The organism is Candidatus Rickettsia kedanie (assembly GCF_045865205.1).
GTDB classification, from domain to species: domain Bacteria; phylum Pseudomonadota; class Alphaproteobacteria; order Rickettsiales; family Rickettsiaceae; genus Rickettsia; species Rickettsia australis.
Genome location: NZ_BAABMM010000040.1, coordinates 128,825 through 142,885, shown reverse-complemented (window position 1 = coordinate 142,885; position 14,061 = coordinate 128,825). Strand labels below are relative to the sequence as shown.

Here is a 14,061-nt window from a genome sequence, read left to right as displayed (position 1 = left end):
AAAAACTTCTTTAAAAATTTACGAATAGCTTGGGTAAGTTTTTGCTTAAAAGATAAATATAGGAAAACAAAAAAATCTACTTTATCTTCTCTTAAACTTATAAACATCCCTTAACTTGACGCGTATGGTAGATAGGATTGTGCATGTAGAAGGCAATATTGAAGACTTTGATGATGAGGACGATGATGAAGATTTTAAAGATGATGATGACGATATAATGCAAGCGCAAACAAAAGTAGAAGTATCTGGTAGCACTACAGTAGTTGTAAATAAATCAGAATCTAAGGATTCTGGAGATAGTTTTGAAAACCTGAAACAAGAGGAAGCAAAAGTAGCTGCTTCTATAAAGGAGGTAGAAGAAGCAAGAATTGCTGAAGCTGTAAGAGTTGAAACTGCTGAAGTTGCAGAAATGCAAAATGCAGTAAAACAAGACGAAGAAATGATTGGAGCAATATATAATTCGATTCATGATATTATCACTCAAATGAACCGCAATATTATATCGCATAGAATGTTCTCTAGTGCCGCGGTTGCTGCAGGTGATGAAGATGAAAGAGTGTTAGATCAGGGTATTTGGGTTGCAGGTACTATCGGTACTAATAAGCAAAAAGGGTTTGGCGGTTATAAAGGTTATGCTTCAGGCCGTACTATAGGTTCTGATAACTACAAAGATTTAGTAGGTGTTGCTTATACTAAACTAGATTCAAAGTTCAAATCTAGCGGTAGCAAGTTAAACACTACTATTGATAGCCATATATTAGCTCTATATGGTCAAAAAGAGTTACCAAAAAACTTTATGATCCACGCTATGTTTGCTTACAATCATAATATAGTAAAGAGTAAAATCAATCATTTAGGTACTATTGCAATCGGTATATATAAGAATAATAATTATAACTTTTGAAACCTTATTAAGTTATAATCATCTTATGAATGGCGGTATTACTCTTACTCCAAATCTTGGGATAAGATACGGTCACTCTAAAGACGGTACCTCTCAAAAAAGTAATGTAGGTATTCAGCATTTGAGTATTGCTTCTAAAAAGCAGCATTTATGCAGCGGTATTTTAGGCGGTAGTGTGCTTTAGCATCGCAGAAATAGGATTACATAATAGTGTTAAAGTAACAGATCTTAATCATAAGGTATTTATAAATAATACCAATCGAGAATAGCTGAAGGTTTTAGTGTGACGCCTGCACTTCAAGCTTCTGTAGAAAATTACTTTAACAATAAGAGTAAAAAGCTTAATGCTAAAGTCAAATGGAAGGATAAAGAAGTTAATGAAACTATCGCATTACCAAAACAGCCTAAAGTCGGTTATAATATTGGTGCTAGTGTTTTAACTGAAAAAGGTAATATAAGTGTGACTTTAGAGTATAACTGCCACTTACAAAAGCAATACCAAAGCCACTAAGTCTTTGTAAAGTTGTAAGTTATTATTATTCCATGTACGGTTAATGCATGTTATCTCGCGTGGTATTGTTGCGTGGATACCTAATCGTCATTGTGAGGAGCGAAGCGACGCAGCAATCCAGAAAAAATAATACAAAAACTCTGTAAATCAGAATTTTTTACTGGATTGCTTCGTCGAATTACTACGTCATTCTTCTCTCAATGACGGAACAGCAGGTCCACGCAACAATGCCTTGCAGGAATGACGTAAGAACCATAAATAATACTTATTACTCGTCTCTTACTACTAAAACTGATATATCTGAATGACGGACGATTTTAGAAGCATTAGGTCCAAGCATATAATCTTTTAATTGTAGTCTGACTGCAGAGATTATTATTAAATCGGTTTTAATTTCATTAGAGTGCTTAATTATTTCATCATAAACGGCACCGCTACCTATATAATAATCTGTTTCAATTTCATCAGGAATATATTGTTTTATAAGTTCTTTAATTTGAGTCTGATACTTTGCTTTTTTCTCGGTTCTCCAATTTTTAGGTAAATAATCTTCAAACATTTTCGTACCGAATTCAGGAATTACATACATAAAATGTAATTTTGCTTGAAAGTTCGTTGCAAGCATTAAAGCCTTAGAAAGAATACCTGTTATAGATTTTTTATCATTTAAATCTATAGGTATAAGTATATTTTTAAATATAGTATTTTTAGACATAATATATTGTTAGTTTTTATTTCTTACTGAATCATGTTTTGGTAGAACAAAATTTTTAGTATCGGCAAAATAGTTAATATCGAGGTTATTTAATAAGTAATTAGAAAGTTTAAAATTTGCTACGTTTCTATGAAAAGCTCTGATAAATTGATCTACAATATCACGATTCGCTTCATCTCTAGTTACTAGAATTGCCAATACTTTTACTGTAGTTTGATCATCGGTAATCCCTGGATATAAGCCCTTGTGAAGTATAGCTTTTTATGAAACGCTCTATTTTGTTTTATTAATTCTGCTATTTTATCATTTTCAATTGAAACGAAATCAACTTCACACTTATTAGCTATTAAATTTACTAAGGGGTTAGAGTGGCCAACCATCATTATTATAGCATTTATTTCCTTATTACAGAATTTATCAATAGAATCTTCATAATTAATGTGTAGCTCTTCAGGTTCTTTAGAAAATTTATATAAAGAACGTATAGCATAATAAGTAATATTACTACTGGAAAATGCCGGATCGTTAGTTATTTTTTCCCCGTCAATATCAGCAAAAACTTTTATTTTATCCTCATCTTTTACAATAACCGTAAAAACTCATCATGTAGATTAAGTACCTGATGTAAATTTTGCATTTTTTCTTGATCGTGATAATAACCTATGCCTTCATATGCTTCTACTACAATATTAGCCTGCACTAGAGCTAAATCAATTTTGCCTTGTTGTAATAATTTTAAATTTTCTATACTGCCGTTTGTTGCAACAACTTCGCATTTAATATGTTCATTATTTTTAGCATTATTTGTAATAGTCTTGCATAAATCAAGTCCAATAGCATAATATCCTTTTAAAATAGAGCAGGTACCGATTTTAATGACTTTTGGAGCAGCATAAATATTACTGCAAATAAGAAATAGGCTAATAATAGTAGCTAGTTTAAAATTATTCATAAAACTAATTTGGATTATTTTCGGTGTTTTGGTCTTCTTTATGTTGACCAAGTTTTAGTTCTAGTAAATTAATAGAACCGATATTTATTCCTTTATCTGAAAACTCAATATCAAACTTAGCTTTTTCTATATTGTTATAAGCCGAATTTGCATCATGTTGATCTGTATTTAATTGCTCGTCGGAAGCTTTATTAATTGCTTTAGCAATAATTGTTTTAATTATTTTCTTAGCAAAAATAGTATTATTCGGTAATAATTTATCAACTATGGAATTATAATTTTCTAGCTCAAAATATAATTTTCCTGCCGGTAATTTATTGACAAAGAATTGTAAAGCACCGTTTAAATTAACTTTAGAATCATTATCACAAGCAAAAATAAATCTTTCTATATTAAAATTTTGTAAAATAGCTGAATCTTCTTCATCTTCAGCAAATTTTAAAGAAGCAGCAATATCTAAATTAGCATTTTTAAAATTCAAAATATCTTTTTCTGAATAATAATTCATATTTAAGAATAAGGATATATTTTTCTCACTTGCTAGATTCTGTTTTTTTATAAGAAATGCTAAATCATGAATTTTAAAGACTTCTTGATTATCTTTAAATATCGATAATGCTTTATTATTTAACTGAATTGATTTTAATATTTCTTTTAAATTATCATCTTTTGATATTTTATATAAAGGTTTATTAAATTTTCCTATACCCTTTATGTCATCATCGCTGCGTACATCATAGGTAAATGTTTGATCGCCGTAATTATCGACTTCTTTAATAAAAGGGCCAAAATTAAGAGCAGCTCTTTTAGTACTAAAAGCTATATTCAGGACAATATTTTCGCATGTAAATTCTTGAGAATTTACATGATCAATTAATTTTACTTTAGGATCCGTTATGGTAATTTTCCAATTAAAAGGATAGCCTGAAAACTTAATCGCATTATAAGATATCTTACGATTATCGGATCCAGAATTTTTAATTAAACTTACAACGTTATTTTTTATAGTATATGCAGTGGCAAACCATATTATAGTAAAGGCTAAGAACACAAAAAGCAGTATTTTACGTATCACTTTTTTAATCCATTATAATTTTATATTACGAGTAGCAGAAGGAAGGCGTACTTTTATGCCGTCTAATTCTTCGGTTAAAATAATTTGACATCCCAATCTAGAAGTATCGGTAAGACCGAAGGCTAAGTCAAGCATATCTTCCTCTGCTTCCGTAGGTTTTTTTAATTTGTTGTAAAATTCGTCTTCTAAAATAACGTGACAAGTAGCACAAGCAAGCGATCCTTCACAAGCTCCCTCAAGATCTAGATCGTTACTATGGGCAATTTCTAAAATAGACAGCCCTATCGGTGCTTCTACTGTTTTTTCTTCTCCATCATTTATAATAAATGTGACTTTTATTTTTCCTGACATGCTTCTTATTTTGCCTTATCTAAATTAGTTCAATGATATATAGTATTTTATATATAACTGAGATTATTTAATTTGATTGATATTTTTGCCTTTGAGTACACCATTAATTATTATATTAAGCTTTGTATCCATAGATTTTTTTATTTTGGATTTAAATTCTTTGATAGAATTATTAATTAAGATCCGATCTCTAGCTTGTGCAGCTTCTTTTATATTATCTAATAAAGAATTAATTATAGATATCTCACTTTCCGATAATAAAGTTGTTAATTCTGCTATAGCACGTTCTATGCTAGAGATTAAAGCCTCTGCTTCAATTACTGCTTCTTGTAATAATCTTGTATTATAATCTATTTTAGCATTTTTATAAGCATTTTTTAACATAATATTAATCTCTGTTTTATCAATACCGTGATTTGGTTTTACTTCTATAGTATGCGATGTATTGCTGATTTTTTCATAAGCAGAAACGGATAATATACCGTCTGCATCAATAGCAAAAGTAACTTCGGCTCTAATATTTCCTGCTTTCATAGGAGGCAGTCCCTTTAACTCAAATCGGGCTAAACTGCGGCAATCGGCAGCCATTTCACGTTCACCTTGCAATATATGAAATTGTATACCGGTTTGATTATCGGCATAAGTCGTAAATTCTTTTACTACCGAAATAGGAATCGGAGTATTACGCATAATGATTTTTTCAACTATACCGCCATATAATTCCATACCCAGCGATAAAGGTACTACATCAATCAATAATGAATTTGTATGGGGTGCTATTAAATTTTCTGCTTGTAATGCAGCCCCCCATACAACTGCTTTATCAGGATCAATATCTGATAGCATATCTACTTTAAATGCTTTATATAATTCATCTTTTATTAAAGGAATGCGGGTTGCACCTCCTACTAAAATAACTCCGTCTATATTTGGATTTCCTGCTTGTTCTAAACATTCTTGAGCTATATTGATAGTGTGTTCTACTAAAGGTAAAATTAGTTGTTCTAATATTTGCCTATTAATTGATGTATTATCATTATTAAAACTATCTTTATATGTTAAAGTTTCTTTTGCTTTTTTTGCAAGTTGTAAAGTATCTATAGAATTAGGTAAATCAAATTTATTGCAAAGATATTGTGTAATTACTACATCTATATCGTCGCCACCAAGCATATTATCGCCGTTTGTTGCTATAACTTGAAAAATACCTTCTTGTATATTAAGAATAGATACGTCAAAAGTGCCGCCGCCTAGGTCATATACTAAATAACAACCTTTTTGGTTTTTATTTAAGCCGTAAGCATAGGCAGCTGCAGTAGGTTCGGCAATTAGCCTTAATACTTCAAAACCTGCTATTTTAGCCGCAAGCATTACTTCGCCTCTTGCTGCATCGTTAAAATGTGCAGGTACGGTTATAACTGTTTTAGTTATGTGAGTCTTTAATTGCTCTTCTGCTTGATTTTTTAGGTAAATAAAAACTTCTGCTGCAATTTCACAAATCCTTATCCTTTTATTGGCAAAATTTAGCTTAAGCTCACTACTATTTACGTCTAAATAATCTTTAACTAACGAAAAAAGTGCTGGAGTATTCAGAATTTCTTTTAATGTTTTACCGAATAGTCTTTTAATAGACCGGAGTCCTTTATTATTACCTATAGTAAAATTGTTACTTGTAAAATCTATAGTAGTGGGGGTTAATTCTTTATCATCTATAGATTTAATAACTTTAACTTTTCTATTAGTTGCAATAGCTATTAATGAGTTAGTAGTGCCAAAATCGATACCGACTGCTATTTGCTGTTCTTGCTTAAAATCAGCTTGCTCCGGTTCCCTAATTTCTATTATTTGCATGATTTTATTTTTTCTTGCAGTTTATGCAGCAATGTCCCAATATATTTAAGCTTGCTAGTTTTTATAGTTGCGTCTGATAGATTTTGTTCTTCAAAGGCTTGTTTTAAAGAATCAATTTCTTGCTTTTTCATTAATTCATATTTATCTTTTATTTTTTCTAAATCACTAAATAAGATAGTATTTTCGATTATTTCCATTTCATCCCAAAAGATGCTTAATTCTAGCGGCGAAAGTAAACTACGTGTTTTTTCGTCATTTAAATTTATATTTTGTAAAAGCAGCATATATTCAGCACGCTTTAAGGCATTTTTAAGAGTAGAGTAAGCATTATTTAATTCAGCCGCAGTAATTAGATTTTGTTCCTTTTCCTGCAAAGTTTTTGCTTTATCGGGATGATATTTTACCTGCATAGCAAAATATTGCTTTTCTAATATCTTTAAATCAATATTATACTCTTGTGGAAGTCCTAATAATTGAAAATAATTTTGCACTTTAAAATTCTATATTATTTTAGGTTTTGTTGCATAGCTCATTTATGTCATTCCCGCGAAAGCGGGAATGACATAATCCATGCAGCGATATCAATTTTTCAAGTTAAACGAGTATACATTAAAAATTAGAAAAATACAATTATGGAAGTAGACCTATTACATTTTGAAAAAAAATATCATAACTATATTGTAGCAGGTATAGATGAAGCAGGTAGAGGACCGCTAGCAGGTCCGGTGGTCGCAAGTGCTGTTATAATAGATAACGCTAATATTATACAGGGCATTAAGGATTCTAAAAAGCTTTCTAAAAAGAAAAGAGAACTATTATATGAGCAAATAACTAGTAATTATGTTTGGGCAGTTGCTATTATTACCCACACCGAAATTGATAAGATCAATATATTAGAGGCAACTAAAAAAGCTTGTTCTATTGCTGCAGCAAATCTTAATGTTAAGCCTGAAATAGTTTTAGTTGACGGTAATATGCAGTTTAGTGATGAAAGATTTATCAGTATAGTTAACGGTGATAATTTATCGTTATCGATTGCAGCAGCTTCTATTATCGCAAAAGTTACTAGGGATCGTTTGATGCTAGAATTAAGTGCTAAATTTCCACAATATTTATGGCACAAAAATTCCGGTTACGGTACCAAAGAGCATATAGAAGCTATTAATACATACGGCTTATCACCGTATCATAGGAAAAGCTTTAAGTGTTGTTAATGGGTGTTGTTGTATGGATAGAAAAATCTGCTGGGTGTCATCCTGTGGATTGACCACGTGATCCAGAAAAAAGCGAAATAAATCGAGCTTTTAGTTTTAAGAAATTGTTATATTTATATTTTTTTACTGGACCCCGTGGTCAAGCCACGGGGTGACAATCGGGTTTAGCTCAACTCAAGTGCTGCCGCCTCTAGAGTTTTGAGCTGATCTCGAAGTTTTGCGGCTTGTTCAAATTCAAGATTACTTGCGGCTTTAAGCATTTCTTTCTTTAGTTTGTCGATATGAGCTTTTAACTTAGCAGGGTTATCAAATAAAGTATGAGCTTGTTTTTTATCAAGCTTACTATCGACTTTTTCAAGTGCTGCTAAAGCGTGAATAGCACGGTTGATAGTCTTTGGAATTATGCTGTGTTTTTCATTATATTCTTGCTGAATTTGCCTTCTACGCAACGTTGCACTAAGAGCTTTATCGATAGATTTAGTCATGTTATCGGCATAAAGTATAACTCTGCCCTCACTATTTCTTGCAGCTCTTCCGATTGTTTGTATTAACGATACTTCCGACCGTAAAAATCCCTCTTTATCTGCATCAAGTATAGCAACTAAGCCGCATTCAGGGATATCAAGCCCCTCTCTTAATAGATTAATACCGACTAAAATATCGATAGTACCTTGTCTTAAATCTCGTAAAATCTCGATGCGTTCTAGAGTATGCACGTTAGAATGTAAGTAGGAAGTTTTATATTTTAGGTCCTGCAAATAGGCGGTTAAATCTTCAGCCATTTTTTTAGTTAAGGTGGTGACTAAGACACGGAAGCCTTTAGCGACAGTGGCTTGAATTTCGCTAATTAAATCCTCAACCTGCTTGGTGGCCGGCTTTATAATACATTCAGGATCAAGCAGTCCCGTAGGTCTGATAATCAGCTCTACTACAGTGCCTCCGGTTTCTTCTAACTCGAACGGTCCCGGGGTTGCCGATACAAAAACGGTTTGCGGTCTAAATTTTTCCCATTCTTCAAATTTTAAAGGTCTGTTATCAAGAGCAGAAGGCAGACGAAACCCATGCTCTACCAATACTTCTTTCCTTGCTCGATCGCCGTTATACATCGCTTTAATTTGTGGTACGGATACATGGCTTTCATCAACAAATAATAACGCATCTTCCGGCAAGTACTCGAATAATGTCGGTGGTGGCTCACCGGCATTACGACCGGTAAAGAATCTCGAATAATTTTCAACGCCTTTACAGCTTCCTGTTTCCGTTAACATTTCAAGATCATATTGAATACGTTGATTTAGCCTTTGAGTTTCAAGCGGTTTATTTTGCAACTTTAAGAACTCTAAGCGTTTTTGTAATTCTTCCTCAATACCTGATATGGCACTATTGACCGTCTCTTGTGGCATCACAAAGTGTGAATTACCAAAGACTATAGCTTTATCAAGCTTAGCAAGTTTTGCACCTGTTAGGGGGTCAAATTCGTGGATATATTCGAGTTCATTACCGAAAAACGATAAACGCCAAGCTTTATCGCTATAATGTGAGGGGAAAATATCAATGTTGTCGCCTTTAACCCTAAAGCAGCCACGCTCAAACCCTATATCGTTACGTTCATATTGTAGATTTATCAAATCATTTAGTAGTTTATCACGAGGGTAGCTTTTACCAGGTTCTAGATTAACGGTCATTTGGTAATATAGATCAGGAGAGCCAAGCCCGTAAATACAGGAAACGGAAGAAACTACTATAACATCACGACGCTCTAATAACGATCTTGTAGCAGAATGACGCATTAAATCAATTTGTGCATTAATTAATGAATCTTTTTCGATAAAAGTATCGGTGCGTGCTATATAAGCTTCGGGTTGGTAGTAATCATAATATGAGACAAAATACTCAACGGCGTTCTTTGGAAAAATCGACTTCATTTCTGAATAAATTTGAGCAGCTAAAGTTTTATTATGTGCCATTATCAGAGTAGGGCGATTAGTTCTCTCTATAATATTTGCCATAGTAAAAGTTTTGCCCGACCCCGTAATACCAAGCAACATTTGTGAGCGTTTTTTACTATTTAACCCTGCTATAATTTCATCTATTGCTTTTGGTTGATCGCCTGCCGGTTTATATTCTGAGATAATAGAAAAATGATTCATGCATTTTTACTTGCTTTAAAAACTATAGTTTAAGATAATATATTAAAATCTAACAAAAAAATATAACATTATGAATAAAGCTATATTACACACAATTATTATTTATACTCTCGCGAGTTGTCCTTATTGCATAAAAGCTAAAGCATTGCTTGATGAGAAAAATGTTGCTTATGAGGAAATTGAAGTAAGTAATTTTACTCAGGCAGAGAAAGAAAAATTTATTAAGAAATCCGGTGGTCAAAGAACTGTCCCACAGATATTTATAGATAATATGCATGTTGGTGGGTGTGATGATTTGTTTAATCTTGAAAAAGAGGGAAGGCTAGATAAGTTGCTGGAAAGGCAACCGAAGAAGAGTATTTAAAATGTCATCCCGCGACTTAATCGCGGGATCCAAAAAAATATACAAGCAACTTGTGTTATAAAATGAAAGAATATTACGTTTATATACTTTCTAATAAATGTAATGGTACGTTGTATGTTGGTGTTACTTCTAATAGTATAAAGCGTATTTGGCAACATAAACAGAAGTTCACAAAAGGTTTTACCATAAAATACGATATAGATAAATTAGTTTATTTTGAGCAGTTTAATGATATAAACCTTGCAATTGGTCGTGAAAAACGTTTAAAAGAATATAAAAAATGGAAGTTAGATTTAATTAATTCTAGTAATTCTGATTGGAAGGATTTATACGAAGAATTTTTAAAGTAAATTTTTGGATACCGCGATCAAGTTGCGGTATGACACTGAATAACAATGCCTAACCACAACAACTACAAAAATTCATTCTATCTACTTCTGCCCTATTTATGGTCGAAAGGTTTTGATATACGCCTACGTATTGTTACCTCTCTTATCTGTCTAGTCATAGCTAAAGTAATAAATATTTTCGTTCCGATTGTTTATAAATATATAATAGATGGTCTAAATAAAAATTTTGCTCTTTTGGTTATTATCGGTATTATTGTTGCATATGGTGGAACAAAAATACTTGTCCAAATTTTCAGTGAATTACGAAATATTATTTTCTCAAAAGTGGGGCATCAAGCAACCCGCTTAGTTGCTCTAAATGTCTTTAAGCACATGCATAATTTAAGTATGCGTTTTCCATTACTAGAAAAACATGGAGCTTAAGTAGGCCAATAGAGCGGGGTACTAAAGGTCTTGAAACGGTGCTAAGGTTTTCGTTATTTAATATCGTTCCAACAAGTGTAGAAATAATACTTGTAAGCGGGATGTTGTGGTATGTGTATGGTATTTGGTTTGCCATGACTATCTTAATAACCATGATAGTTTACTTTTAAAATCAGTACTTGGCGAATTGCTTTTGCACGAGAAATGAACCAAAGCGACAACACAGCCAATAATAGAGCGATCGATAGTTGACTGCATTTTGAGACTGTCCAGTATTTCGGAAATGAAGAATATGAGGCACAGAAATTTGATGCAGCAATGCAAATGTATGAAAAAGCTTCAACTAAAACCACTAACAGTCTATCGATTTTAAATATAGGGCAGGATGTTATTATCTCGCTTGGTCTTGTGGATTTAATGATACTTTCGGTAAATGCTGTTCATCAGAATAATAATGACCGTCGGCGATTTAATTATGGTGAATACTTACCTGTTCCAGTTATCAATTCCGCTTTCAATGCTCGGCTTTGCTTATAGAGAGATTAAAAGTGCTTTAATCAGCATGGAAGATATGTTTAAGCTGTTAGATATACCGGCAGAAGTACAAGATTCAGTAGATGCTCAGGAGCTAATGCTCTCAGAAGGTGAAGTTAGTTTCGAGAATGTTATCTTCGCTTATAATCAGGAACGTCCGATTTTGCATAATATAAGCTTTATGATTAAGAGCGGTAGAACACTCGCAGTAGTCGGTAGTAGCGGTGCAGGTAAATCGACGATATCACGCTTGTTATTCAGATTTTACTATATCAACAGCGGTAGCATTACTATAGATAATCAAGATATACGAGAAGTCACGCAACGAACGCTACGTAAATCTATAGGAATGATCCCGCAAGATACGGTATTGTTTAATGATACGATATATTACAACATCGCATACGGTAATAATGCAGCAAGCTATGACGAAGTTATAGCAGCCTCAAAAAATGCGCATATTCATGAGTTGATTAGCACGTTACCCGAAGGTTATGAGACGCAGGTAGGCGAGAGAGGTTTGAAGCTTTCGGGCGGTGAAAAACAGCATATTGCAATCGCAAGAACGTTACTCAAAAATCCGTCAATATATGTTTTTGATTAGGCAATAAGTTCGCTTGATACTAAAACCGAAAAGCTAATTCAAGCAAGTCTTAAAGAGATCTCAGCCCACCATACTACTCTTATCATTGCTCATAGACTATCAACTATTATCGATGCAGACGAGATTATTGTTTTAGATAACGGCTATATAGTTGAACGAGGTAACCATAAAACCTTACTCCGGTACAAAGGCTATTACGCTGAACTTTGGTATAAACAGCAGGAAGAAGAACATTCTTAAAATTTATCATTATATCACCTACAAGCTTTATTAAGTGGTGTGGTAAAACCGGTTCGATGTCATTCCCGGGGAAGCTGGAATCCAGAAAAAAAAAGTATAAAATACAGCAAATTTTTGAAATTAAAAGCTCGATTTATCTCGCTTTATGCTAGATTCCTGCTTTCGCAGGAATGATATCGGTATCCACGCAACAACGCTTTCGCGGGAATGACATAAAGCGAACCCATGCAACAAAATTTTTAGCCACTCGCAATAATAAGTAAGTGAGATATTAATTTATTAATACTCTAATTGCTTATTTATAATTTTATGTATAATGGTTTTTTAATAGAAAATGAGGTAATGATTATGCTGGAAAATACAGCAATACATAATGCTGCTGGAATAGAGAATCTAGGAGCATGGAATAGTCCGAATAGTTTGATAATAAATGGCGATACCATTACATTTGGTAATCCTTTCGGTATTTTAAATGGGGCAATAGCTTTTCCGGTGAATGGACTTCCTGTTACAAACCCCACAGTTGATTTAAGACTAGTAATAAACAGATATGGTAATGTAATATTTACTTCGACTGATACTTCGTATACCGATATAGGTACCGTTCCTTTTTCAAGTGATGAGGCAAGGATTTCACTTAGAGCTGGACCTCAAATTATTACAGATGCTTTGACTCCTACTATAATTAATAGATTAAAAGTTAAAAATTATAAAGCCATAAAGTTGTCGGATGAGAAACAAGTTGTTTGGAATGGAGCAAAAGTTTTATGGATATATGATACTAAATCAAGTTATGTAGATACAATTCGTATTAAAGATATTAGATTCAAATTGTGTTGTCCTAAAAATGATTTTAATTACAATCATTTTGATCATAATGATAACGCAGGGGAAGGTTTCGGGATATTGATTGGTGATTCCCACCATAGCCTTATAGAGGTTTGTTAGTTTAACTTAATACAATAATACAAGTCTTGTTGTATAGATAGCTAATTGACTTTTTTAAAAAATTAATTAAAACCTTCCGCAAGAATAGCAGTAATGTTATTCTTGGGTGTAGAAGTCATTTATCACAGATGGTTAGCATTATCCATTTAAAAATGCTCCTCAACTTTGTCATGGTTGGGGTGATAGTAGCTATGTCCAAGGTTTAAGGTGTAAACTTTAAATCTAAAAGCTATTATAACTGTTCTGTGACGGTTCTTTGAACGCTCCAACCACCCAAGGTTCAAATCTTTGGTGGTTGAAACTTGAGCAATTTAAGTTTAATCATGGGAGTAATTACATGCTCAACAAAATAATAAATTATTATCTAAAATATTACCGATTTCTAAGAAAAATAAAGATTTAGAAAAACTAAAAGCTAAGTTTAAACAAAGGTTAGAAGAACTGGTAACATTAGATGATATAAAAAGAATAGAGCAACGTTCAGTATATTTAGAAAGTATAAAATAATTCTAATATGTTTGTTAACTCTTACGATTATGTCATTGCCTAGAAACGGTTGATGTCGTCATTGCAAGTAACTAAAGAGCTTGTTGCATAGATACCTAAGTCGTCACTGCAAACAGGCATTGTTGTGTGGACCGGTAAAATCCACTGTGTCACCCCGTGGCTTGACCACGGGGTCCATAAAAACAATAAACAATACTAATAATTTTAGTTTTTTAACTGGATCTCCTGGTCAAGCCACGGGATGACAGAGGTAAAATTGATCCACGCAACAGTGCCTTCCTGCGTAGGCGGGAATCCAGTAAAAAATGATAAATAAAGAAAATTACATAAAAATTTAGTATATAATTTGCTTAAAAAACTAGATTCCT

13 protein-coding genes and 3 pseudogenes are annotated in these 14,061 nt (G+C 32.7%); 9 read left to right on the top strand and 7 right to left on the bottom strand.

Annotated elements, in window-relative coordinates; genetic code table 11:
- The first annotated feature begins 124 nt into the window (after positions 1-124).
- The 3 genes from ACKTSD_RS06815 (at position 125) to ACKTSD_RS06805 (ending at position 1,415) form a co-directional block, all read left to right on the top strand.
- A complete protein-coding gene (locus tag ACKTSD_RS06815; RefSeq protein ID WP_412708562.1) occupies positions 125-904 on the top strand; it encodes an autotransporter outer membrane beta-barrel domain-containing protein in 780 nt (259 codons plus the stop codon).
- A gap of 25 nt (positions 905-929) precedes the next feature.
- A complete protein-coding gene (locus tag ACKTSD_RS06810) occupies positions 930-1,088 on the top strand; it encodes a hypothetical protein (RefSeq protein ID WP_412708561.1) in 159 nt (52 codons plus the stop codon).
- Between the two features lie 99 nt (positions 1,089-1,187).
- Positions 1,188-1,415, top strand: a complete 228-nt coding sequence (locus ACKTSD_RS06805) for a hypothetical protein (protein ID WP_412708560.1) — start codon at positions 1,188-1,190, stop codon at positions 1,413-1,415.
- A gap of 268 nt (positions 1,416-1,683) precedes the next feature.
- Here ACKTSD_RS06805 and ACKTSD_RS06800 read toward each other — a convergent pair whose 3' ends face one another.
- The 6 genes and pseudogenes from ACKTSD_RS06800 to hscB form a co-directional block, all read right to left on the bottom strand.
- On the bottom strand, positions 1,684-2,130 hold the full coding sequence (locus ACKTSD_RS06800) for a universal stress protein (RefSeq protein WP_412708559.1): 447 nt from the start codon (positions 2,128-2,130) through the stop codon (positions 1,684-1,686).
- Positions 2,131-2,139: 9 nt separating this feature from the next.
- A pseudogene (locus ACKTSD_RS06795) lies at positions 2,140-3,082 on the bottom strand (TAXI family TRAP transporter solute-binding subunit).
- A 4-nt stretch (positions 3,083-3,086) separates the two neighbouring features.
- Complete coding sequence (locus tag ACKTSD_RS06790) at positions 3,087-4,157, bottom strand: RP198 family tick cell line-upregulated protein (protein ID WP_412708558.1); 1,071 nt, start codon at positions 4,155-4,157, stop codon at positions 3,087-3,089.
- 12 nt (positions 4,158-4,169) lie between these two features.
- Entirely contained in the window at positions 4,170-4,508 is a 339-nt protein-coding gene (locus ACKTSD_RS06785; RefSeq protein ID WP_412708557.1) for a ferredoxin family 2Fe-2S iron-sulfur cluster binding protein, read from the bottom strand.
- Positions 4,509-4,571: 63 nt separating this feature from the next.
- Entirely contained in the window at positions 4,572-6,359 is a 1,788-nt protein-coding gene (gene hscA / locus ACKTSD_RS06780) for a Fe-S protein assembly chaperone HscA (RefSeq protein ID WP_412708556.1), read from the bottom strand.
- Positions 6,350-6,850 carry a Fe-S protein assembly co-chaperone HscB gene (gene hscB / locus ACKTSD_RS06775; protein WP_412708555.1) on the bottom strand — a complete coding sequence of 167 codons (501 nt, stop codon included), beginning with the start codon at positions 6,848-6,850 and terminating at the stop codon, positions 6,350-6,352. Before hscB ends, hscA begins: the two co-directional genes overlap by 10 nt.
- Before the next feature lie 141 nt (positions 6,851-6,991).
- On the opposite strand from hscB, the gene rnhB reads away from it, so the two are divergent.
- Positions 6,992-7,573 (top strand): ribonuclease HII, encoded by a 582-nt coding sequence (gene rnhB / locus ACKTSD_RS06770; protein ID WP_412708554.1) that lies wholly within the window; start codon positions 6,992-6,994, stop codon positions 7,571-7,573.
- A 164-nt stretch (positions 7,574-7,737) separates the two neighbouring features.
- Here the strand turns inward: rnhB and uvrB are convergent, their stop codons facing one another.
- Positions 7,738-9,723, bottom strand: coding sequence for an excinuclease ABC subunit UvrB (uvrB, locus tag ACKTSD_RS06760; protein WP_412708553.1), 1,986 nt, complete (start codon positions 9,721-9,723; stop codon positions 7,738-7,740).
- A 70-nt stretch (positions 9,724-9,793) separates the two neighbouring features.
- On the opposite strand from uvrB, the gene grxC reads away from it, so the two are divergent.
- The 5 genes and pseudogenes from grxC to ACKTSD_RS06735 form a co-directional block, all read left to right on the top strand.
- Entirely contained in the window at positions 9,794-10,087 is a 294-nt protein-coding gene (gene grxC, locus ACKTSD_RS06755) for a glutaredoxin 3 (RefSeq protein WP_412708552.1), read from the top strand.
- A gap of 62 nt (positions 10,088-10,149) precedes the next feature.
- Positions 10,150-10,437 carry a GIY-YIG nuclease family protein gene (locus ACKTSD_RS06750; RefSeq protein WP_412708551.1) on the top strand — a complete coding sequence of 96 codons (288 nt, stop codon included), beginning with the start codon at positions 10,150-10,152 and terminating at the stop codon, positions 10,435-10,437.
- A gap of 45 nt (positions 10,438-10,482) precedes the next feature.
- Positions 10,483-12,238, top strand: a pseudogene (locus ACKTSD_RS06745) (ABCB family ABC transporter ATP-binding protein/permease).
- 348 nt (positions 12,239-12,586) lie between these two features.
- Positions 12,587-13,186, top strand: coding sequence for a hypothetical protein (locus tag ACKTSD_RS06740; RefSeq protein ID WP_412708550.1), 600 nt, complete (start codon positions 12,587-12,589; stop codon positions 13,184-13,186).
- A 617-nt stretch (positions 13,187-13,803) separates the two neighbouring features.
- Positions 13,804-13,970 (top strand): annotated as a pseudogene (locus ACKTSD_RS06735) (tRNA lysidine(34) synthetase TilS); the annotation flags it as partial.
- Positions 13,971-14,061 lie beyond the last annotated feature (91 nt).

Excerpts from the sequence above, each read along its gene's own strand:
- grxC (WP_412708552.1), top strand. The coding sequence starts at position 9,794 with ATGAATAAAGCTATATTACACACAATTATTATTTATACTCTCGCGAGT.
- rnhB (WP_412708554.1), top strand. The coding sequence starts at position 6,992 with ATGGAAGTAGACCTATTACATTTTGAAAAAAAATATCATAACTATATT.
- ACKTSD_RS06815 (WP_412708562.1), top strand. The coding sequence starts at position 125 with ATGGTAGATAGGATTGTGCATGTAGAAGGCAATATTGAAGACTTTGAT.
- uvrB (WP_412708553.1), bottom strand. The coding sequence starts at position 9,723 with ATGAATCATTTTTCTATTATCTCAGAATATAAACCGGCAGGCGATCAA.
- ACKTSD_RS06810 (WP_412708561.1), top strand. The coding sequence starts at position 930 with ATGAATGGCGGTATTACTCTTACTCCAAATCTTGGGATAAGATACGGT.
- ACKTSD_RS06740 (WP_412708550.1), top strand. The coding sequence starts at position 12,587 with ATGCTGGAAAATACAGCAATACATAATGCTGCTGGAATAGAGAATCTA.
- ACKTSD_RS06785 (WP_412708557.1), bottom strand. The coding sequence starts at position 4,508 with ATGTCAGGAAAAATAAAAGTCACATTTATTATAAATGATGGAGAAGAA.
- hscA (WP_412708556.1), bottom strand. The coding sequence starts at position 6,359 with ATGCAAATAATAGAAATTAGGGAACCGGAGCAAGCTGATTTTAAGCAA.
- ACKTSD_RS06800 (WP_412708559.1), bottom strand. The coding sequence starts at position 2,130 with ATGTCTAAAAATACTATATTTAAAAATATACTTATACCTATAGATTTA.
- ACKTSD_RS06750 (WP_412708551.1), top strand. The coding sequence starts at position 10,150 with ATGAAAGAATATTACGTTTATATACTTTCTAATAAATGTAATGGTACG.